The following is a 21,370-nucleotide window of genomic DNA, read 5'->3' as shown; positions in this document are numbered from 1 at the left end:
AAGAGGGAAGCATCAGAACTTGTAGTTCAAGCCAAAGTAGGCAATACGGCCGGCATAACCGTTGGAGTAGAAGCGGTCCTTGGTGTCGTTACCCAGGTGGGAACGCGTCTCTTCCCTGGTCAGGTTCAGCACCGAGGCGGTCAGGCTCAACTCCCTGGTGATGTTGTAGGCCACGTTCAGGTCGACCTGGTAGTACGGCTCTTCATACACGTTCAAGCCGTTGACCAGGCCATCGACCACTTCGCCGCGACGGTTGTACGACGCACGCGCCAGGAACTTGTCGGTCTCGTAGAACACGGTCAGGTTCACCTGGTTCCTGGCGCTGCCGACCAGCGGCGACTTGCCGATCCTGGTGCCATCTTCCATCGTGATGTCGGCCTGGTTGGTCTTGTTGTAGGTGTAGTTGAACTGGAAGCCCAGGCCCATGTCCAGCGTATGCTGGGCGTACAGCTCAACGCCTTTCGACACGCCGTCGCGGCCGCCGGCGCTGGTCGAGTAGCGCTGCACGGTCACGTTCTGGCCGCCCACGTTCAGGGTCACGTCGCGCACCACCGGCACCGCAAAGTTGCTGACGTTCTTGCGGAACAAGTCGATGCCGAGCACCGAGCCGCGATGGAAATACCACTCCAGGCCCAAGTCGACCTGCTTGGCCTTGTAGGGCTCGAGCTGCTTGTTGCTGCCTTCGCCGAACCAGCCTTGCTGGTCGCCGCCGCCGATCAGGCGGCGGTCGTTGACGTACTCCTGGCTGTAATAGCGCAGGGCGCCTGGCGAAGCGATGTCGTTGTAGCTTGGACGCGAGATCACCTTGGAGGCGGCGGCACGCAGCAGCAGGTTCGAGGTCAGGTCATAGGCCAGGTTAAAGCTTGGCAGCACGTCGTTGTAGGTACGGTCGAGCGAGCTGACCACGAACGACGAATCACGGGCGATGCTGTCCGGCAGGCGGGTAAAGCCGCTGGTGCAGCCGGAACCGGCAGGCGCGCCGGCAGCCGGCAAGCCGCCGGCCTGGCAAGGTGCCGGGCTGCCATTGGCGCCGTTGAAGAAGTAGTCTTTGTAGCTTTCCACCTGGTCGGTCGAATCGGCGTGCTGCCGGGTACGCACCAGGCGCACGCCGACGTTGCCGCGCAGGCGATCGGCCTTCACATTGGCCTGCAGATATGCCGAAGAGATCTTTTCGTCCACGTTGTAGACGAAGTTGTCTTCGTTACGCGTCTGCATCTGGCCATAGTTCTGGTTCAGGAAAGAGATATAGGCCGGGTAGTCAATCGCCGGGAATGCGCTGGCATTGATGCCGCCTGCCAGGTTGCCCAGGGACTGGCCGTACAGGAACTGCGGCTGGAACTTGTTCGCGCTCGAATCGCAGCCTGCCTGGTAGCGCATGTCGTAATCCTTTGGATCCGCGCCCTTGCAAACCCAGTAGTTGTTTCCGGTGGCGCGATGGGTGCCGCCCTTGCGATACTTGGCGCCGAACTGCAGCGAATCCAGCCAGTTGCTGTCGGCATGCCAGGTCATGTCGGCCTGGGCGTACTTCTGCTGGGTGCTGTTCTTCGTCCACGAGGATGAGGTGGAACCGAGGTCGATTTCGCCGATGCCCTTGGCCAGGTTGGCCATCAGCTCCGGCGAGAACACCATGGCCGGCGTGCCGACTGTGTTCCAGGAGCTGGCGTAGTTGCCGAGGGTCCAGCTGCCGTCCGCATTCTGGACACGCGGCTTGATCGGCATCGTCATCTGCATTTGCGGGCCACCGTTGGCCCAGGTACGGCCGAACTTGAAAATGCCGTCCATCGACTTGCCGCGCCATTCGGCTTCGAAGTCGGCGGTCTGCGACAGCGACTTCTCGTGGTTGTAGCTGCCGGTGATTTGCGGCGTCGGAATGGTGCAATCGTCCGGGCCCCAGCCGCCAGGCTGCTGGCCGGCCGCCGCCGCTTGCGCCTCGCTGCAATAATAGGCTTTGCCGGGGTGGACGCTGTACTGCGCACCGGTCACCAGGGTGCCGCTGCGGTCGAAAGTCAGGCCATCCAGCATGCGGCCGCCCGGCCAGTTGCCGTCGCCGCTGTAGCGGGCCAAATTCCACTCAGGCACCTTCAGGATATTGGTCTGCGAATTCTGCTTCAGGTCGAAACGGAAGTAATTGGCAGTCAGGGTCAGGTTGCGGACCGGCTTGAACTGCAGCGTCATCTGGCCGCCCTTGCGTTCACGCTCCTCGTTCTTCACGCTCAGGTTGACCGAAGTCGGCATCATGAAGTTGGCGTAGTACTTGCCGCCCTGGTCGTAGAAGCCCGACTGGCCCCACCAGTAAGAGCTCAGGTCCGAAGGCTTGCCATTGACGTCGGTGGCAGGGTGGGCGTCGTAATCGTCGCCATACCATTGCCAGTTCTCAGTACTGGCGCCCATGGTGCGGGTGGTGCGCTTCTGGCTGGTCAGGCCGACCAGGATGCCGAAGCGGTTGTCCTCGTCGTGCCAGGCGTACTGGCCGGAGAACTGGCCGTCGGTCTTCCTGGTGGTGTCGGCCCAGGTGCCCTCGGCGGAAACGAAGCCGGAACCGGACTTTACTTCCAGCGGACGGCGGGTATGCAAGATCACGGTACCGCCAACTCCGCCTTCATCGATGCGCGCTTCCGGGGTCTTGAACAGTTCCGCGCTGGACAGCATATTCGATGGCAGCAGCGTGTAATTGAACGAGCGCGATGGATCGCCATTCGATTCTGCGGTGGCGATATAGTTGCCATTCAATTGGGTCAGGGTCAGTTCCGACGACAGGCCGCGCACGCTGACGTTCTTGCCCTCGCCGCCGCTGCGGGTCACCACCACGCCCGGCACGCGCTGCAGCGCGTCGGCCACGTTCTTGTCCGGGAACTTGCCGATATCTTCGGCGGTGATCACTTCAACGATCGAATTGGCGTCTCGCTTCTGGTCAAGGCTCTTCTCGATCGCATAGCGGTAACCGGTAACGACCACGGTATTCGGGTCGGCCTTTTGCTCGGACGCCTGCCCGGTGGACGCGGTCTGCGCCTGGGCGCTTGCAAGGGAAAGCAGTGCCACGCTCACCGCCATGGCGATGGGCGTCGCGCGGCAGCCGCGCTGCCGTGATGCGAGATGGGTTCTGAACGTCATGCGGGTCTCCTGGTTATGCCCTCTTGCGGGCTTTATATCGCGGTAGCAAGCCTCGGATCCTCGATTTACTAAACGACGATGATGCCGTCTGCACATCGATGGGATCGCGTCCACTCAAGGAGAATTCTTACAAAGGAGGCTATGGCACTTCAACAAACTTTCAGAGAATGAATGAAGTTTAGTTTTGATTAGTAAACAAGAGTGCGGCGGATTTGCGACTATTTGTTTAGTGTGGAAATATTTTCGGAAAAGCGCAGGTAGCCCCAGCGGCCGGGCACGTGCATGTCGATCACGCCTTGCGGCGCCCATACCCAGTTGTCCTCCTTTGGCTGGCCCGCGGTCCATTCCACTCGGCTGAAATTGATGCGCCAGGTGGTGCCAGGGCGGGGATGCGGCACTGCCTGGCGCGAGGCGAAGGCATCCAGCGGATAGGCGATTTCCACGCTCCAGCCCCGGTCCTTGTCGCCGGACCGGTTCAGGGTTCCGTACACGGCGGTGGCCGTCTTCAGTCCCTTGATGTCCCAGCTGTTATCCGCTTGTCCGCCTTCGTTGTAAGGCTTGGGCAGGTGCAGGTCCCAGCCCGTGTTGAGGGCGTTGATCTCGAATTCGTAATAGCTTTTGGTGGCAGGCAGCGGCTTGATGAAGACCTCGAAATCGTTGTCCTTGAAAATGACCGAGTCGCGCTGGGTCAGCGTCGCCTTCACCTCCGGCTCTTCGAGTTCGGCCGCGATATACAGGTATTGGTCGTCCCACAGCATTCTCACGCGGGTGCGGAATTTCGGCTTGGGCCTGCGCTCGCCTTCGATGTCGACAAAATCGGAAGTCCATGGCGCATTTTTCCATGCAGGGTCGTCCAGCCTTCCGTCAATAATGATCGGGCTCGCAGCCCGCAGGCATTCATAGGCAAGCGGCGAGGAATCCGCGGCCACGGCAGGAATGGCGGCGGCCAGCAGGGCCGCGAATGCTGTCACAACTTCCTTCATCCAGGTGTCCCTCCATGTCTCGGCAAAAGTTATAGCAAGGAGACAAGACCTGTTCAACAGGCTCCGCACATTCTGGCCACACTTTAGCGAACTTTAGTAAACTGGAGCCATCAATCCAGCATTTCAGGTGTCGCAGTGCCTATCATCCATCCGCCTTCCTCCGCTATCGACATCCGCAGCTACGGCGAGCGGTGGGCGGCGGACCAGCACGCGTTTGCCCAGCTGGTGCTGCCACTGTCCGGCGAAGTGGAGCTCGACATCGAAGGCAAAGGCGCGCTCCTGAATCCCTTGAGAGGTGCTGTCGTCGTGGCGGGTGCATGGCATTCGCAGCAGAGCGCCGTGGCGAATCACTCCCTGATCGTCGACGTCGACCAAGCCACCATGGTGCACCCGATCTGGGAGCGCATCGCGCAGCGGCCATTTGCCGACATCAGCCCTGCGGCGCGCAAACTGGTCGAGTTCATGCAGCTTTCCGTCGCAGCGCACGCCGCGCCGCCATCGCTGCTCCAGGGCTGGGTTCCGCTGATGCTGGATACGCTCATGCTTGAGCCGCCACGCCTGCAATCGCGCCTGGCCGCCCTGCTGGCGCATACTGAAGCCAATCTTGCACTGCCCTGGACGACCGAGTCGATGGCGCAGTTTGCGTGCATGAGCGTAAGCCGCCTGCACGCCTTGTTCCAGGACCAGCTGAATACCAGCCCACGCGCCTGGCTTCTCTCCATGCGCCTCAATCGCGCCTGCGAACTGCTGCGCCATACCGGCCTGCCGATTGCGGACATTGCATTGAATAGCGGTTTCGGCGACCAGAGCGCCCTCACCCGCGCCATGCGCAGCCGGCTCGACACCACGCCGGCGGCGTATCGTCGCCAGGGACGGGAGCCTGCGACAAAAATCCAGTAGGCCGCGCCAAGACCATGCAGTGCGCGACGTCCACCATGTCCCATTTGGGAGATGGACGTTGAATATTTCACTTGGCATTATTGCCGGCATCATCGCCGGTGCATTCTGGGGACTGGTTTTTCTCGCGCCCGAACTGACGCGCGGCTTCACGCCGATCCAGCTCTCGGCTGGGCGCTACGTCGCTTACGGCCTGATCGCAGCCATCCTGGTATCGCGCTCGTGGCGCGGCCTGTTCGCCAGGCTGGCCTGGCGCGAGTGGAAGGCGCTCGCCTGGCTCAGTTTCTCGGGCAATATCGTCTACTACTTTTTCCTGGCGCAGGCGGTGCAGACTGGCGGCATCGCCATGGCCTCGATCGTGATCGGCCTGCTGCCGGTGGTGATCACCCTGGTCGGCAGCCGCGATGCCGGCGCCGTCCCCTTGCGCAGCCTGCTGCCTTCGATTGCCCTCAGCACCGCAGGCCTGTTTTGCATCAGCTGGCAGCACCTTCAAACCGGATCGCTGGCTGGCGTGCTGTATGCCAGCGGCGCCCTCGCTTCCTGGACGGCTTACGCAGTCGGCAACAGCCGCTGGCTGGCGCGCCTCGGGACCGTCACGCCGCATGAATGGAGCATGCTCACCGGCCTGGTCACCGGCGCCGAAGCGCTGCTGCTGGCGGTGCCGGCCCTGTCGTCCGCAGCGCCGCAGCACAGCAATTCGGAATGGCTGTACTTCGCAGCGGTCGTGACCAGCGTTGCCATACTCTGTTCCATCATCGGCAACGGTTTCTGGAACTATGCCAGCCGTGCCTTGCCGCTGACGCTGACCGGCCAGATGATCGTGTTCGAGACGCTGTTTGCGGCGCTGTATGGCTTCCTTTGGGAAGCGCGCTGGCCAACCGCAATCGAGACCGCTGCAATGGCCTTGCTTGTGGCAGGCGTGGCCACCTGCGCGCTAGCCCACGGGAGGAATGCCTCAAGCTGACGGCGACGCACGCCCGGCGCGACGGCCGGGCAGCTTGTGCATCGCAATGCAGCATTGATGCACGATCGCTGCTCTGTTGCTGGGGGCGCGCAATTTGTCATGGCCATTTGACGGCTGATTGCGCCGGGCCACGCATTTTCGGTAAGATTTGGCGATTCGTCCACGACAAGCTATCAGCATGGCAAGCATCCGCCAGAACCTTTCCATGATCCTCGCCACAATGGTCATGTTCGGCGCCGCGCTGCTGATCAATGAACTGCTGTTCAAGCAACTCGAGTTCGCCGAAGGGATCAACTGGATCTACCTGCCGGCCGGCGTGCGCTTGCTGGCCACCCTGCTTTTTGCCGAAGCAGGCGCGATAGGCCTGCTGGCCGTTTCCTGGCTTTACTGCTTCCTCGTCCTCTTCCCGCATGATCCTGTGCGTGCCTTTGCCGGCGGCATCCTGGCCAGCGCGGCGCCCTACCTGGTCTACCTTGGCGCCAGGCGCTGGCTCGACCTGCAAGGCTCGCTCGCCAGCCTGGCCGCCTGGCAGGTGCTGGCGTGCGCTTTCGCCTATTCCGTGGCCAGCCCCCTGCTGCACCACATCTGGTTTGCCCTGTACGAGGGGCGCGGCCACCTGCTGCAAGGCTTTGCCGTGATGGCATTGGGCGACCTGGCCGGCACTGTCTTGCTGCTGTTCTTCACCAAATGGGTCATGCGCCTGTCGATGCCGCGCAACTAAAACAGTGCCTGCTGCGCCGTGGTCAGGGCAGCGAAACTGTCGTGCAGCGGCAGCAGGATGGCGTCGGCGATCGGCTGCAGTTGCTTGTCGAGATAGTGCTGGTAATCGATCGGTGAGCGCTGCACTTCCAGCGGCTCCGGTCCGCTGGTGGTGACGACATAGCTGATACGGCCTCCGTTCTGGTAGCGCAGCGGCCGGCCTTGTGCCTTGTTGAATTCATCGGCCAGGCGCGCGGCGCGCACCTGCGGCGGCACGTTGACCTGGTATTCGTCGAGACGATGGCGCAAGCGCTTGCGGTACACCAGCAGTTCATCGTGGGCGCCGGACAGCGTATCGCGCGCATATTCGCGCACGAAGTCCTGGTAAGGCTCGTTGCGGAAAATGCGGGCAAACAGGCCTTGCTGGAATTGCTGCGCCAGCGGGGTCCAGTCGCTGCGCGCCACTTCCAGGCCGCGGTAAATGATGTCGCCGTCGCTGGTCAGTCCCGCATAGCGCTTCTTGCTGCCCATGTCGGTACCGCGGATCGTCGGCATGAAAAACTTCCGGTAGTACGTATCGAACTCGATCTCCAGGTAGCTCTGCAGCTTGTATTTCCTGTGCAAGCGATCCTTCCACCATTTGTTGATCTTGGCAACCAGCGCGCGCGCAATTGCAAGCGCCTCCTCCGTTTCATGCGGCCGCTTGAGCCAGATGAAGATGGAGTCGGTATCGCCGTAGATCGCTTCATAGCCCTCCTTTTCCACCAGCTCTCGCGTGAGCTTGAGCAGTTCGTGGCCGCGCAAGGTGACGGAGGAAATCAGCTGCGGGTGGTAGAAGCGGCAGTCGGTGGAACCGAGCACGCCGACGAAGGAATTCATCAGCAGCTTGAGCGCGGTCGACAGGGCATCGTTCTTTTCGCGCTTGGCGGCATCGCGGCCCTGCCAGAGCTGGGTGGTGATGGCAGGAAGGCAGTGGCGGGTACGCGAGAATTGGGCGCCGCGCATGCCGGGTACGGAATCGCCGCCGGCTTCCGCCTCCGCCTCGCCTTCGACCATGCCGACCGGGTCGACAAGGAAGGAGCGGATGATGGACGGATACAGGCTCTTGAAGTCCAGCACCACCACCGAGTCGTACAGGCCGGGGCGTGAATCCATCACGAAGCCGCCGGGCGACGCCACGGCCGGAATTTCGCCGACATTCGGCGCCACATAGCCTTCGCGATGCATGCGCGGCAGGTACTGGTGGCTGAAAGCGGCAATCGAACCGCCCATATGGTCGGGCACCAGCCCCGTCACGTGGGAGCGCTCCAGGATGAAGTCCATCACGCGCGTCTTCTCGAAGATGCGCGTCACCAGCTCGCAGTCTTTCAGGTTGTAGGTGGCCAGGGCCGGCTTGTCTTCACGGAAGCGGCGCTCGATCTCGGCCATCTTGTCGTAGTCGCTGCCGATTTCCTTGCCCTCCCCCAGCAAGGCTTGCGACACGTTCTCCAGGCTGAAGGAAGGGAAACTCCATGACGCGGCGCGCAAGGCCTCGATGCCGTCGATGGCGATGCGGCCAGGAATGGTGGCGAACACGTAGCCGTCGCGCGCCTGGTGGGTACGCCATTCGACCGGACGGCCTTCACGGCCCAGCAGCAGCGGCACCTTGTATTTTTCGGCATTCTTTTGCAGCGTTTGCAGGTCGAACTGCACCACGCTCCAGCCGATGATGGCGTCCGGATCGTGCACGCGGAACCACTCGTTGAGTTTCTCGATCACGCGACGCGGGGTCGGGCAGTATTCGAGGTCGAAATCCACCGCGGGCGGCGCGGCCGGCTGTTCGCCCAGCATGTAGACCTGGCGCTGGCCGCAGCCTTCCAGCGCGATCGAGTACAGGTCGCCGAAAGCGCTGGTTTCGATATCAAGCGACACCATGCGCAGGTGCGGGCGGTATGCCGGCGCGGGACGCAGCTTGCCACCCTCGAAGTCCACGCCGGCCGTGATGAAGCGTTCCATCAGGTAGCGTTCCGGCGGCTTGATGTCCGCCTCGTACAGGCGGATGCCGCGCTCGCCCAGCTTGCGCTCCAGCGCCAGCAACTGCTTGTAATGGCTGGCGTAGATGCCGACCACCGGCTCGCGCTGGAATGTCTTGAGTGCAACTTCGCGAATGTCGATGCCCGGCATGCCCGCCACCAGGGTCGCAATCGTTTCGCGCAGCGAAGCCTCGGCGAAAGCCACCGAAGCTTGTGCTGTCAGCAATATTTTGCGGGGGCCGTCGTCGGTCGCGAGCCAGAACTCGATTTCCGTGCCGTCGCGGGCGTCGCGCCAGGCGCGGGTGAGGATAAAACCAGGCATGCTGAAATTATACTGTATGCAAGCACAGTACACTTGCAACATTAAAATAACATTGCTAGAATAGTATGTTGCCTTGTATCAAGAGCAGGCAACCTAACTAGAAATAGGAACACTTAAAATGATCAAGCAAATCACCGCTGCCACCCTGCTGGCAGTAGCATCCTTCGCTGCATCCGCAGCTGAACCATCGTTCTACGTCGGCGGCGACGTGGGCTCGAGCAAGCACGAAGACCTGGACGGCCGTAAAGCCTCCTACGGCATCTTCGCAGGCTACCAGTTCGACGAGAACTTCGCCATTGAAGCCGGCTACCGCAACCTGGGTAAGTGGGACATCCTGGGCGTTGACCTGAAAACCAACCAACTGGCACTGTCCGTAATCGGCTCCGTACCAGTGGCTGACCAAGTTGCCGTGTACGGCCGCGTGGGCTACAACCGCGTTGAAGCCAAGGCTCTTGGCGAAAAAGAACACGAAAACAAAGCGCTGTTCGGCGTTGGCGTGAGCTACCAGTTCACCAAAGAAATCAGCGGCCGTGTTGAATGGCAGCGTCCAATTAGCGGCTCGAACAACATCAGCGCTGGCGTGGCTTACCACTTCTAAGCTGTTGCTTCGCACAGAGAGCCGCCGGACCTGGTCCGGTGGCTTTTTTCTATTTGGGCTGCAGTGAAGCCAGGGCTGCTTCCAGGACTTCGTCGCGGCCTGCCCGTACGCCTTCAACCGTTTGCTTGACCAGGTGCTGCGGCTGCACACCCACGCCGACGAAGGCGCGGCCGTCCGGATAAGTATCCTGTTTCGTGCAGATGCGCGCACTGCCGCCGCCCGGCAGTTTGATGAAGAGCGGCTGGCCGGTGCTGCCAGCGGTCGCCTCGCCCACCAGGGTACCGCGCTGCATGACATCGAAAGCCACGGCAAAATCTTCCGCCGCCGAGAAGGTCGCTGCGCTGGTCAGCACCAGCACCGGCTTTTTGTATTGGCGCTGCGGGTCGGGCTGCACCACATCGGAAGCTTCGGCGTACATCGGCTGTGCCTTTTCCCAGGCGCGCCAGGCCGGCTTATAGTCGCGGGTGGCCCAGCGGCTGGTCAGGAAAGCCTTGTCATCCAGCGTCGACAGGATCTTGTAGCCCACTTCCGAATTGCCACCGCCATTGCGGCGCACATCAATCACCAGCGCCGAAGACTTGGCAATGTCGGCGAAGGCGGCCATCCAGGCGTCTGCCGCACTGTTGTCATCGAAGCTGTTCAACGCAACGTAGGCAACGTCGCCCGGCAGCATGCTGAACTCAAACGAAGGAAAGTTGGCGGCAGCGGCCTTGCGGGCTTCCCGGCCCACGCGCGCAAGCTGCTGGTCGAACTGCTTACCAGCAGCATCGCGGAAGGTCGCGCGCACGGCCGAGCCGGCCGCACCACGCAGGAACTGGGTGCCGAAGGCGCGCAGTGCTTCGTCCTGCGGCGAGGAGGCACTCACATACGGCGTGATCTCGCGGGCTACGTAAGCCTTCACTTCGGCGCCATCCACCGCCACCACTTCCAGTCCGGGCATGATGCCCTTGGCGCGCAAGCCGGGGTCCAGGACTTCGGTCACGATGACGCGGCCTTCGACCGGCCGGGTCACCAGCAGCGGCAGGCCGCCCATGCGGTCGGACAGCTCGTTTGGCACCATCACGTTGGTGTGACCATCTTTCAGCCTGGCCACCAGTTCCGTCAGCACGCGGTAATAGTCTTCAGTACTGCGCGTTGCGCGCACGCGCGGCAGGGCTTCCAGGTACAGCTTGTCCCAGTCCAGCTTTTCCAGGGTGGCGGTATCGACGAAGTTGTATTTGACTTCCGACCACAGCTTGGACAGGCCGGCGACCTTTTCATCCTCGCTGATGTTTTCTTTATAAGAGCCCGCCAATGCCGCGGTTTCCCACTGCATGGCAGGCTGCTGCTGCGCCATCGCGCCGGCGGCCATCAAGGCCAGGACCAGCGCCGCTACATGGCTTTTTGCCATTTTGTCTCCTGAATGTGCTGAATGCCCGACATTCTAGAGGCCCGGCGGCGCCGGCGCTACCCTGTTACAAGCCTGATACTTTTCGTACAGGGGGCGGCTGTTAGAATCCTTCCTCGAAGTTCTTCATTTCCCTTTCGAGACCATGCGACCACTTGCACTTCCCTTGCTGGCAGCCCTGCTGGCAGCCCCCGCATTTGCCACTAGCCCAACCCCCATCACCCTCGACCAGGCCATGTCCCACCCGGACTGGATCGGCACGCCAGTTGAAGCGGCATGGTGGAGCTGGGACGGCAAGCAGATTTTCTATAAACAAAAGCGCGTCGGCTCCTCGCTGCGCGACACCTTCCAGGCCGGCGACAAGCCGCGCCTGGTGGCGGACTCCGAGCTGTCCAACCAGGACAGCCCGAACATGGTGTTCAATCGCGAGCGCACCCGCGCCATCGTGCTGCGCAACGGCGACCTGTTCGAACGCGACCTGAAATCCGGCGCCCTGGTGCAGATCAGCCGCGGCACTGCCAACGCTTCCTCCCCCCAGTACTCGGCAGATGGCCGCAGCGTGCAGTTCAAGGTCGGCAACGACTGGTTCAGCTGGAGCCGCGCCGAGCGCCTGCTCTCCCCTGTCGCCTTGCCGCGCGCCGCCAAGGACCCGGCCGCCGCACCGGATGAAGACTACTTGCGCGACCTGCAGCTGCGCCTGATCACCACCCTCAAGCGCCAGAAGGATGAACGCGACGAGACACGCGCCCGCGCCAAAGCCGAACGCGCTGCCGACGCCACCCGCGCGCCGGCGCCGCTTTACTTTGGCGACAAGGTATCCATCGATGCCTCATCTCTGTCGCCAGATGGGCGCTGGCTGGTGGTCGCCACTTCGCCGAAAAGCAGCGAGAACGGCCGCGTCGGCAAGATGCCGCGCTACGTGACCGAGTCGGGCTACGAAGAATTCGACGACCAGCGTGCTCGCGTTGGCCGCAACCTGCCGCTGGCGCAATCGCTCAAACTGGTGGACCTGCGCACCGGCGCCATCAAGGACCTGTCCTTCGATTCCCTGCCGGGCATCGCCACCGACCCGCTGGCCAGCCTGCGCGAAGCAGCCAAGCAGCCGGCCCTGAAGGGCAACCGCGCCACCCGCCTGGAAGCCGATGAAGGCGACGGCATTGCCTGGAGCGACAACGGCGCCAAGGTCGCCGTCATGCTGCGCACCGTGGACAATAAAGACCGCTGGCTGGCCGGCATCGACCTGGAAGGCGCCAAGCTGAAGTCCCTGCACCGCCTGACCGACAATGCCTGGATCAACTACAGCTACAACGACTTCGGCTGGCTGCCGGACAACAACACGCTGTGGTTCATGTCCGAGGAAACCGGATACGCCCACCTGTACACCCTCGGCGCCGACGGCAAGCAGCGCGCCCTGACCAGCGGCAAATGGGAAGCATCGAACGTGAAGTGGAACGCCGACGGCACCCTGGCCTATATGCTGTGCAACCGCCGCACGCCCGGCGAATACGAGGTGTGCTCCGCTTCAGCCAAGGACGCCACCGTGCGCGAAGTCACCCAGCTCAATGGAGGCGTCGAACAGTTCGACCTGTCGCCTGACCAGCGCAAGCTGCTGGTCCACTATTCATCGGCCTACGTCCCTTCGCAACTGGCTACCGTGCCTGCTACCGGCGGCGCAGCAACCAGGCTGACCGATACCCGCAGCGCCGAATACAAGACACGCGAATGGATCCAGCCGCAGATGGTGGCCGTGCCGTCGACCCACGGCGCTGGCCAGCCGATCTGGTCCAAGCTGTATCGCCCGGCCACGCTGGAACCGGGCAAGAAGTACCCGATCGTGATGTTCGTGCACGGCGCAGGCTACCTGCAGAACACGCACAACCGCTTCCCGAACTACTTCCGCGAGCAGATGTTCCACAACCTGCTGGTTGAAAAGGGCTACATCGTGCTGGACATGGATTACCGCGCGTCGAAGGGCTATGGACGCGACTGGCGCACGGCGATCTATCGCCAGATGGGCCATCCTGAACTGGACGATTATGTGGACGGCGCCAAATGGCTGGCAGCGAACCACCAGGGCGACATCGACAAGGTCGGTATCTACGGCGGCAGCTATGGCGGCTTCATGACCTTCATGGCGCTGCTGCGCGAACCGGAGCTGTTCAAGGCCGGCGCCGCGCTGCGCCCGGTGACCGACTGGACCACCTATAACCACGGCTACACCGCCAACATCCTGAATACGCCGGACATCGACCCGGAGGCTTACCGCAAATCTTCGCCGATCGAGTACGCGGACAAGCTGAAAGGCCACCTGCTGATCGCCCACGGCATGGTGGACGACAATGTGTTCTTCCAGGATTCGGTGCGCATGGCGCAGCGCTTCATCGAACTGAAAAAGGACAACTGGGAACTGGCGGCGTATCCAATGGAACGCCATGCCTACGTCCAGCCTGAGAGCTGGTACGACCAGTACCGCCGCATCTACAAGCTGTTCGAGAGCACCCTCAAGTAGGTTTCGCCACGCTGCTTGGCAACGCCTGGAAGTCGTCTGTCTGATACAGCGAGTGCCAGGCTGCCAGCAGCGCCGGCGGCGGCGTGACCAGCTTGCGCGCCGTCAGGTCCAGCCAGCCGCCCGAGCTGTTGATCCGGGCGGACAGCTTGCCATCACTGCGATACACGTCGCTGCGCAGCATCCAGCGGCTGCCATCCTGAGACATCCCGGCCAGCGCCAGCGTGACGGTGATGGTATCCATCAGCAGCACTTCCTTGAAATACGCGATATCGTCCTTCATCACGACCGGGCCGATATTCAGGCGCTTGAATTCCGCCATCGGGAACCCATTCTCGCCCAGGAACATCATGCGGATATCGCCCGCCTTGTTCAGGTATGCCGTGTTGGCCATATGGCTGTTGAAATCCATATCGCCCCAGCCGGCCAGCATCTTGCGTTCAAACATTGCCACTCCCCCTTACTCGGCTGCGAGGAAGTCCAGCAAAGTCAGGGCCACGATCTTGGTCGCCTTGCGCAAATCTTCCAGCAGCAGTTTTTCATCTGCCTTCTTGGCATTCGATTCGGGCACGCTGCGCGGCCCTGCGCCATATAGTACTGCGGGAATGCCTTGTTCGCCGTACAGTCGCGCATCGGCGTACAGCGGCGTGCCGACCGCCGGGATATCCTCGCCCAGCACCTCGCGCGCGTTCTTCTGCAGCCTGGCCACCATCTTTTCGCCGGCCGGCAGCGGACGCAAGGCGTGCGACAGCAACAGGCGCTTGATCTCGAGACGAATCCCGGGTTCACCCTGCACTGCCTCTTCGATCAGCTTGCGCACCTGCGCCTCCACCGCCACCGGGTCCTCTTCCGGGATCATGCGGCGGTCCAGCTTCATCACGACCTTGCCCGGCACGACATTGGTATTGGTGCCGCCGTCGATGCGGCCCACCAGCATGGTCGGTGAATCGATGCCTGGCACCTTCGATTTGATCTTTTTCAGCTCAGGCAACTGGCCGTAGACCGCATTCAGGATCTTCGTTGCCGCCTGCAGCGCGTCATGCCCGGTTTCCGGCATGGCGCCATGGCCAGACTTGCCGTGCACCGTGATCTCAAGCTGGAGGCAGGCATTGTGCGCGGTAACGATGTTGTAGCTGAAGCCTGCCGCGATCACGTAATCCGGCCTGGTCAGCTTTTCGCGCAGCAGGTAGCCTGGGCCCAGCAGGCCGCCAAATTCCTCGTCATACGTGAAATGCAGCTCCACGCCGCCTTTCAGCTTGACGCCCAGCGCTTCCAGCGCGCGCACGGCGAAGATGTAGGTAGCGAAGTCGCATTTCGATACAGCTGCTGCGCGGCCGTAGATATAGCCGTCGTCGATCACCCCGCCGTAGGGCGGATACGTCCAGCCCTCGCCCGGCGGCACCACGTCGCCGTGGGCATTCAGCGCGATCGTCGGGCCGCCGGCTTCGTACGGGCGGCGGATGATCAGGTTGGTGATCGACTCCATGCCGTAGTCCCGCACTTCCTGTTCCGGCACGGCGTGCTTCTCGGCGTTCCAGCCATAGGCTTTTACCATGCCCGCCACGGTTTCCGCATGCGGCGTGTTGTTGCCGGGCGGCGTATCGGTCGGCACGCGCAGCACCTGCTGCAGGAAGGCCACTTCCTCGTCGAAATGGTCGTCGATCCATTGGGTGAGTTTGTCGTTCATTATTTCGCTCCTGCGGCGAACCATGCGCCCAGTTCGGCGCGTTCCGCCTCGGTCATATTGGTCAGGTTACCGATCGGCATGTCCTTCTGCTCCACAGCGCGCTTGTGAATCTGGGCTGCACGCTCGTGCACCTGATCGGCCGTATCGAACATCACGCCAGCCGGCGCCGTGGCAAAGCCGGGCTGCGTCGGTGTGGCCGAATGGCAGGCCAGGCAGCGCTGATCGACGATCGCTTTCACTTTCGCGAATTGCGCAGCAGGGTCGGCGGCTGGCCTCACGACAGCAGGCTTGGACGGCGCAATCGCCACAGCAACCGCCAGCAGCAGCGCTACGCCAATGACGGGATAGCGCCATTCTATACGGCCCTTGTGGCGCAGGTTGAAGAAATGGCGAATGAAGACCCCGGCGGCCATGATGAAGCCGAGCACCAGCCAGGCATTCTTGTTCTGGTAAGTCATCGCATAATGGTTGCTGATCATGATGAACAGCACCGGCAGCGTGAAGTAGTTGTTATGCACGCTGCGCTGCTTGGCCTTGATGCCATGGATCGGATCCGGCAGGCTGCCCGCCTGCATCGCCTGCACCATCTTGCGCTGGCCAGGAATGATCAGCATTGCCACGTTGGCCACCATGATCGTGCCGATCATGGCGCCGATGTGGATGAAGGCAGCACGCCCGCTCAGCAGGTGAGTCAGCGCATAGGCCGCGGCAACCAGCAGCAGGAATACCACCAGGCCAAGCCACTTCTCGCTCTTGCCCAGCGGCGAGCGGCACAACGCGTCGTACACCACCCAGCCTGCCACCAGGAAGCCGATGCCAATGCCGACAGCCTGCAGGCTGGAGAGATCCGCCACCTGCTTGTCCACCATCATCGCCTGCGCGTTGAAATAATAGGCGAAGGTCAGCAGCGCGATGCCCGACAGCCAGGTGCTGTAAGCCTCCCACTTGAACCAGTGCAACTCCTTCGGCAGTTCGGCCGGCGCCACCAGGTATTTCTGCGGGTTATAGAAACCGCCGCCGTGCACCGCCCACAATTCGCCGGAGACGCCCTTCTTCGCCAGGTCCGAGCCCGGCGCCGGTGGCCGGATCGAATTGTCCAGCCAGACGAAATAGAACGACGCGCCGATCCAGGCAATGCCCGTGATGATGTGCAGCCAGCGTACCAGCAGGTTCGCCCATTCCAGGCCGTAGGGCAGCAGGTAATCCATGTAAATCCTTGAGTTGAAGAAGTGGCAATCTATCGAAGATACGCGTTTTCGAGCCCCCACAACATGAAATATGTCGTATATTCAAGATATTCGAATTCATATACGTAAGCAAGATGTCCGGCCTGCCGCAACACCTCGATATTCACCTCATTCGCATTCTCTACCTGCTGCTGGTCGAGAAGAACGTATCGCGCGTGGCGCTCAAGCTGAACCAGCCGCAACCCTCCATTTCGGCGTCCTTGCGCAAGCTGCGCGAACTGACCGGCGACCCGCTGCTGGTGCGCGGCGCGCGCGGCATGGTGCCGACCCAGCACGGCGAAAGCCTGCTCAAGCCGGCCAAGCGCATCCTGGACGAAACGGAATCGCTGTTCGTGAAGAAGACGCCCTTCGTGGCGCAGGAGGAAGCGCGCACCTTCAATATCGCCGCACCCGACTACCTGGACAGCCAGTTCCTGCCGAACGTGGTGGCCTTGTTACGCCGAGGCTCGCCCAGGAGCCGCGTGGTGATCCACTCAATCGGTCCCGGTACAGACTATCTGCGGCTGCTGTCGGACGGCGACATGGACCTGGTCATCGCCAACTGGGACGAGCCGCCGCAGCACCTGCACATCTCCAAGCTGTTCGAAGACCCGATCATCTGCGCCATGCACGCCGGCAGCCCCTATGCCAAGCGCACCGCCAGCGATGCGATGTCGCTGGACGACTACCTCACCCTCCCCCACGTCGCACCATCGCAAATGGTGCCCGGCTACGGCGGCGTGATCGACTCCTTCCTGGAACGCCAGGGCATGCGGCGCAATGTGGCGGTGGAATCAGCCTATTTCAGCCTGATCCCGTACATGCTGGCGCAGACCGACCTGGTGCTGACCACCGGCCGCCAGTTCCTGCGCTTCTACGAAAACTCGCTGCCGCTCAAGGTCTTTACGCCCCCGGTCAAGTTCCCGCCGATGCGCTTCTACCAGCTGTGGCACGAGCGTGTGCACCAGGCCCCCGAGCACAAATGGCTGCGCGACCAGGTCACTGCTGCCGCCAAGGCGCTCTAATTGAAAGTCGGGGTCAGGTCTGGCAATCCGCCACATTTTTCGCTATGCGAAAAATGTGGCGGATTGCCAGACCTGACCCCGACTTTCATAATTGCAGGTATAAAGGAGCGATTATGGCGGGGCGCTCGGGACTGGGTATGATCGATTGTTCAAGATAGGACAAATGCGATGACCACGACTCTTACTGAACTGAACTCCTGCAGTCCGGCTGCTTTTATCGACCACCTGCGCGGCATCTATGAGCATTCGCCCTGGATTCCGGAACGGGCGGCGGCGCAGCGGCCATTTGCGACGCTGGCGGCGTTGAAACAGGCCTTGCAAGGCGTGGTCACCAGCGCGACTGAAGGCGAGCAGCTTGGCCTGATCCGCGCGCACCCGGAACTGGCGGGCAAGGCGGCCATCGCAGGCGAACTGACAGCCGAATCAACCAGCGAACAGGCCAGGTCCGGCTTGAACCTGTGCAGCGCGGAGGAATTCGCCACCCTGCACAAGCTGAACGCCGACTACAACGCGAAGTTCGGCTTCCCGTTCATCCTGGCGGTCAAAGGCCCGACTGGACAAGGCTTGACGCGTGAAGCCGTCATCGCCGCCTTCGCGCGCCGCCTGAAAAACCAGAAGGCCGACGAAATGGCGGAGTGCCTGCGCCAGATCCACCGCATTGCCGAAATACGCTTGAACGACCTGCTGGGCGTGAAGCTGGAGTTCGGCCCGCAGATCATGCAATGGTCGGAAGACCTGGCACAGTGGAGCGACGAGGCTGGCGCCCTCACCTGCGCTTACATGACCGATGCTCACCGCGCCACCGCCGCGCAGTTGGCCAGCTGGATGCGCGAGGCCGGCATGCAGGTCGAGATTGATGCTGTCGGCAACGTCGTTGGCCGCTACCAGTCCGGCGCGCCGGGTGCGAAAACCGTCCTCACCGGCTCCCATTACGACACGGTGCGCAACGGAGGCAAGTACGATGGCCGGCTTGGCATCCTGCTGCCGATCGCAATCGTGCGCCACCTGCACGCCAAGGGCGAGAGGCTGCCGTTCAATTTTGAGGTGATCGGCTTTGCGGAAGAAGAAGGCGTGCGCTTCCGCAGCACCTTCCTCGGCAGTAATGCGGTCACCGGCAAGTTCGACATGTCCCTGCTGGATGCTGTGGACGCCGACGGCATCAGGATGCGCGACGCACTGGCCGCCGCTGGCCACGACGCGGCAGCCATTCCTGCGATAGCGCGGCGGCGCGAGGATATCGCCGCCTATGTCGAAGTCCACATCGAGCAAGGCCCGGTATTGCTGAAACGGGGCCTGCCAGTCGGTGTTGTAACGGCCATCGCGGGAAGTTCGCGCTTCCTGGTCGAGCTGCAAGGCGTGGCCAGCCATGCCGGTACCACGCCGATGCATATGCGCAAAGACGCAGCTGCGGCGGCAGCCGAGATCGTGTTGCTGGTCGAGCAGCGCTGCGCGCGGGGTGAAGCATTGGTCGGCACGGTCGGACAGCTCCAGGTGCCGGGCGGTTCCGTCAACGTCATTCCTGGCGCCTGCAAGCTCTCGCTCGACATCCGCGCTGCCGACGATGCAGTGCGCGAGGCGGCGGTGCGCGATGTATTGGACGGCCTGGCGACAATTTGCGCGCGGCGCAGCATCGATTTCAAGGTGGAGAAGATTGTCGAAGCCAAGGCCGCCCCATGTGCGCCGTGGCTGATGCAGCAGCTGGGCGATGCAGTCCAGCGCAGCGGCCTGCCACGCTTCGACCTGCTGTCCGGCGCCGGCCACGATGCGATGGCAATCGCCGCAATCACCGACGTGTGCATGCTGTTCACACGCTGCGGCAACGGCGGCATCAGCCACAACCCGCTGGAGACCATGACGGCCGACGATGCGGAAGTCGCAGCACAGGTGCTGCTCGACTTCCTCCGCAGTTTCGTTAGCGGCGCTGCGACAGGTCGCTGATATCTGCCGGGCTGATATCGACTTCGCCGCCACTACGCGCGGCGGAGACAATTTTTGCCGCAATCATGTCGTTGGCGGGAGCAAGGATGCTGAAGTGGGACTTGTTCGCCACTTCCATGAAGTGGATGGCCTTGTTCTTGTTCTTCTGTCGCATTTCCTGCAGGTCCTGCACGTTGCCGCCAACGGCCCCCTCCAGTACGAACAGCGGACTGCGGACTGAATCCATCCACAGGATCGGAGCGCGGCGCTTCGCTTCCCGCATATCCTTGATGTCATAGTAGTTGTAGTCTTCGCCGTAATAATGCGCCGCCGCTACCGGCCCGAAAGCAAAGACGCCGCGGAACCGTTTCGTGCTTTCAGCGACCAGCATCACCAAGGTTGCGCCCGTACTGTGCCCGCCCAGGTAGATACGCTGCGGGTCCACATACGGCAAACTGGCCAAGTAATCCGCGGCCGCGATCACATCATCCACTTCACCGTAGAAGCCTTCGCGCCGGCCCGGATTGTCGTTCCCGCCGCGCAGGCTTGGCAGCATCAGCACGAGGCCGGGCTTGCGATAGGCCGCTGCGCTCTGGTCGTTTTCGCGCGGCCTCGGCTTCCACATCTCTTCCAGCGAACTGCTGTCGCCGCCGGCGATCCAGATGATTGCGGGATACTTGCCATTGCCGTCCGGCTTCGGCGTGACATAAGCTGCCAGGGCGCCAGCCGGCGACTTGTAGTGCACGCGTTCGAAGACACCTGCCGGTGGCGCAGGGAGGGCTGGGAACTTCTCGCCCTGGCGAATAATTTTGGTGGTGAATCCGGCGCGCGCCTGCGCCAGGGCCGACTCAGGCGAGGGCTGGGCCATGGCATCGGAGGCGAGGTGCATCAGGCACGCAAGCGGCAGCGCCAGCAGGAGTTGTTTAAATTTCATGAAATAGGGGATTCTAGCGCCATCAGCGAAGCCGCGACAAGATTTCCTCGTTGTGCTGGCCGATGGCGGGAATCGCATTTGGCGCCGCCGGTGCCGGCGTGGCGGAGAACCGCGGCGCGGCGTTCGCCTGCAATACGCCTTCGCTGGAATAAACGCCGCGCGCCTGCATGTGCGGATGCTGCGCCGCTTCCGATGGCGCCAGCACTGGAGCGAAGCAGGCGTCGCTGCCCTCCAGCAGGGCACACCATTCGTCGCGCGTGCGCATCGCAAACAACTCCGCAAACGCGGCGCGCTGAAGCGGCCATTGGCCCGCCGCGTGCTGGGACGCAAAGCGGCGATCTCCGGCCAGGCCGAGTCTTTCCAGCAGCAGCCTATAGAACTTGGCTTCCAGGGCACCGACCGTGATGTCGCGCCCGTCCTTGCAACGGTAAGTATTGAACCAATGCGGGCCATCCAGCACCGATGTGCCGCGCTGCTCGCGCATCAGGCCCGCGCCGGACAAATCAAGCAGGAGGTTCATCAAGTGCGCCGAGCCATCGACGATGGCGGCATCAATCACTTGTCCCTTGCCGCCGCCGCGTGCATGCAGGATAGCGGAGACAATGCCCAGCGCAAGATAAAGCGCGCCGCCGCCAAGGTCGCCTACCAGCGTTGGCGGTGCGACCGGCGGCGCTTCGCCGCTCCCCGCGTAATGCAGCGCGCCGGACAGCGCGATGTAGTTGTTGTCGTGCCCGGCCGACTGCGAGAGCGGGCCGTCCTGGCCCCAACCGGTCATGCGGCCATAGGCCAGGCGAGGATTGCGCGCCAGGCATACCTCAGGACCCAGGCCAAGGCGCTCCATCGCACCGGGCCGCATGCCTTCGATCAGGCCGTCCGCGCCCTCGATCAATTGCAGCACGGTGTCGATCGCGCCGGGTTCCTTGAGGTCCAGCGCCAGCGAACGCTTGCCACGGCGCAGGATGCCGGCGGTCGGAATCTCCGCCGGGCCGGGACGCTCCACGACGATCACGTCCGCGCCCAGGTCCGCCAGCAGCATGCCGCAAAACGGACCCGGGCCGATGCCCGCAATTTCGATAATCCTGACGCCGGACAGCACACCCAT

General features: G+C 62.5%; 16 protein-coding genes. 7 read left to right on the top strand and 9 right to left on the bottom strand.

The genetic code is table 11. The features are described from left to right. Positions 1–12: 12 nt before the first annotated feature. Positions 13–3,111, bottom strand: coding sequence for a TonB-dependent receptor (locus tag ACN9MY_RS08455; protein WP_426321680.1), 3,099 nt, complete (start codon positions 3,109–3,111; stop codon positions 13–15). A gap of 218 nt (positions 3,112–3,329) precedes the next feature. Then, positions 3,330–4,082: a carbohydrate-binding family 9-like protein gene (locus tag ACN9MY_RS08450; RefSeq protein ID WP_426321678.1), complete on the bottom strand. Its 753-nt coding sequence runs from the start codon at positions 4,080–4,082 to the stop codon at positions 3,330–3,332. A gap of 147 nt (positions 4,083–4,229) precedes the next feature. On the opposite strand from ACN9MY_RS08450, the gene ACN9MY_RS08445 reads away from it, so the two are divergent. The 3 genes from ACN9MY_RS08445 to ACN9MY_RS08435 all read left to right on the top strand — a co-directional run bounded on the left by ACN9MY_RS08445 (position 4,230) and on the right by ACN9MY_RS08435 (position 6,676). Then, a complete protein-coding gene (locus ACN9MY_RS08445; protein ID WP_426321676.1) occupies positions 4,230–4,994 on the top strand; it encodes a helix-turn-helix domain-containing protein in 765 nt (254 codons plus the stop codon). 58 nt (positions 4,995–5,052) lie between these two features. After that, on the top strand, positions 5,053–5,955 hold the full coding sequence (locus ACN9MY_RS08440) for a DMT family transporter (protein WP_426321674.1): 903 nt from the start codon (positions 5,053–5,055) through the stop codon (positions 5,953–5,955). A gap of 178 nt (positions 5,956–6,133) precedes the next feature. Further along, positions 6,134–6,676: a hypothetical protein gene (locus ACN9MY_RS08435; protein WP_426321672.1), complete on the top strand. Its 543-nt coding sequence runs from the start codon at positions 6,134–6,136 to the stop codon at positions 6,674–6,676. Here the strand turns inward: ACN9MY_RS08435 and ACN9MY_RS08430 are convergent. Beyond that, positions 6,673–8,988, bottom strand: coding sequence for a DNA polymerase II (locus tag ACN9MY_RS08430; RefSeq protein ID WP_426321669.1), 2,316 nt, complete (start codon positions 8,986–8,988; stop codon positions 6,673–6,675). The genes ACN9MY_RS08435 and ACN9MY_RS08430 overlap by 4 nt on opposite strands. 118 nt (positions 8,989–9,106) lie before the next feature. Between ACN9MY_RS08430 and ACN9MY_RS08425 the strand changes: the two genes are divergently transcribed. Continuing rightward, the gene (locus ACN9MY_RS08425) at positions 9,107–9,586 is read left to right on the top strand and encodes an outer membrane beta-barrel protein (protein WP_426321667.1); all 480 of its coding nucleotides are present in this window, start codon (positions 9,107–9,109) and stop codon (positions 9,584–9,586) included. 49 nt (positions 9,587–9,635) lie between these two features. On the opposite strand, the gene ACN9MY_RS08420 is transcribed toward ACN9MY_RS08425, so the two are convergent. Beyond that, entirely contained in the window at positions 9,636–10,976 is a 1,341-nt protein-coding gene (locus tag ACN9MY_RS08420) for a S41 family peptidase (RefSeq protein WP_426321665.1), read from the bottom strand. A gap of 142 nt (positions 10,977–11,118) precedes the next feature. Between ACN9MY_RS08420 and ACN9MY_RS08415 the strand changes: the two genes are divergently transcribed. After that, on the top strand, positions 11,119–13,482 hold the full coding sequence (locus ACN9MY_RS08415) for a prolyl oligopeptidase family serine peptidase (RefSeq protein WP_426321663.1): 2,364 nt from the start codon (positions 11,119–11,121) through the stop codon (positions 13,480–13,482). On the opposite strand, the gene ACN9MY_RS08410 is transcribed toward ACN9MY_RS08415, so the two are convergent. Genes ACN9MY_RS08410 through ACN9MY_RS08400 form a run of 3 tightly spaced genes read right to left on the bottom strand, consistent with a single transcriptional unit; the run spans position 13,475 to position 16,374 of the window. Then, complete coding sequence (locus tag ACN9MY_RS08410) at positions 13,475–13,927, bottom strand: acyl-CoA thioesterase (RefSeq protein ID WP_426169586.1); 453 nt, start codon at positions 13,925–13,927, stop codon at positions 13,475–13,477. The two genes, ACN9MY_RS08415 and ACN9MY_RS08410, sit on opposite strands and share 8 nt — an antisense overlap. A 12-nt stretch (positions 13,928–13,939) precedes the next feature. Further along, entirely contained in the window at positions 13,940–15,166 is a 1,227-nt protein-coding gene (locus tag ACN9MY_RS08405) for an ArgE/DapE family deacylase (protein WP_426337137.1), read from the bottom strand. Then, positions 15,166–16,374 (bottom strand): urate hydroxylase PuuD, encoded by a 1,209-nt coding sequence (locus ACN9MY_RS08400; RefSeq protein WP_426337136.1) that lies wholly within the window; start codon positions 16,372–16,374, stop codon positions 15,166–15,168. Before ACN9MY_RS08400 ends, ACN9MY_RS08405 begins: the two co-directional genes overlap by 1 nt. 113 nt (positions 16,375–16,487) lie before the next feature. Here ACN9MY_RS08400 and ACN9MY_RS08395 point away from each other — a divergent pair, with 113 nt between their 5' ends. Next, positions 16,488–17,417, top strand: coding sequence for a LysR family transcriptional regulator (locus ACN9MY_RS08395; protein ID WP_426321657.1), 930 nt, complete (start codon positions 16,488–16,490; stop codon positions 17,415–17,417). A 168-nt stretch (positions 17,418–17,585) separates the two neighbouring features. After that, positions 17,586–19,355 (top strand): allantoate amidohydrolase, encoded by a 1,770-nt coding sequence (locus tag ACN9MY_RS08390; RefSeq protein WP_426337135.1) that lies wholly within the window; start codon positions 17,586–17,588, stop codon positions 19,353–19,355. Here ACN9MY_RS08390 and ACN9MY_RS08385 read toward each other — a convergent pair. Together ACN9MY_RS08385 and ACN9MY_RS08380 are read right to left on the bottom strand one after the other, a co-directional pair. Next, positions 19,330–20,268, bottom strand: a complete 939-nt coding sequence (locus tag ACN9MY_RS08385) for an alpha/beta hydrolase family protein (RefSeq protein WP_426337134.1) — start codon at positions 20,266–20,268, stop codon at positions 19,330–19,332. The two genes, ACN9MY_RS08390 and ACN9MY_RS08385, sit on opposite strands and share 26 nt — an antisense overlap. 22 nt (positions 20,269–20,290) lie before the next feature. Continuing rightward, positions 20,291–21,370, bottom strand: a complete 1,080-nt coding sequence (locus ACN9MY_RS08380) for a CaiB/BaiF CoA transferase family protein (RefSeq protein WP_426337133.1) — start codon at positions 21,368–21,370, stop codon at positions 20,291–20,293.

The organism is Pseudoduganella sp. R-31, from assembly GCF_049913235.1.
GTDB lineage: Bacteria > Pseudomonadota > Gammaproteobacteria > Burkholderiales > Burkholderiaceae_D > Rugamonas.
This window is presented reverse-complemented; position numbering and strand designations above follow the sequence as displayed.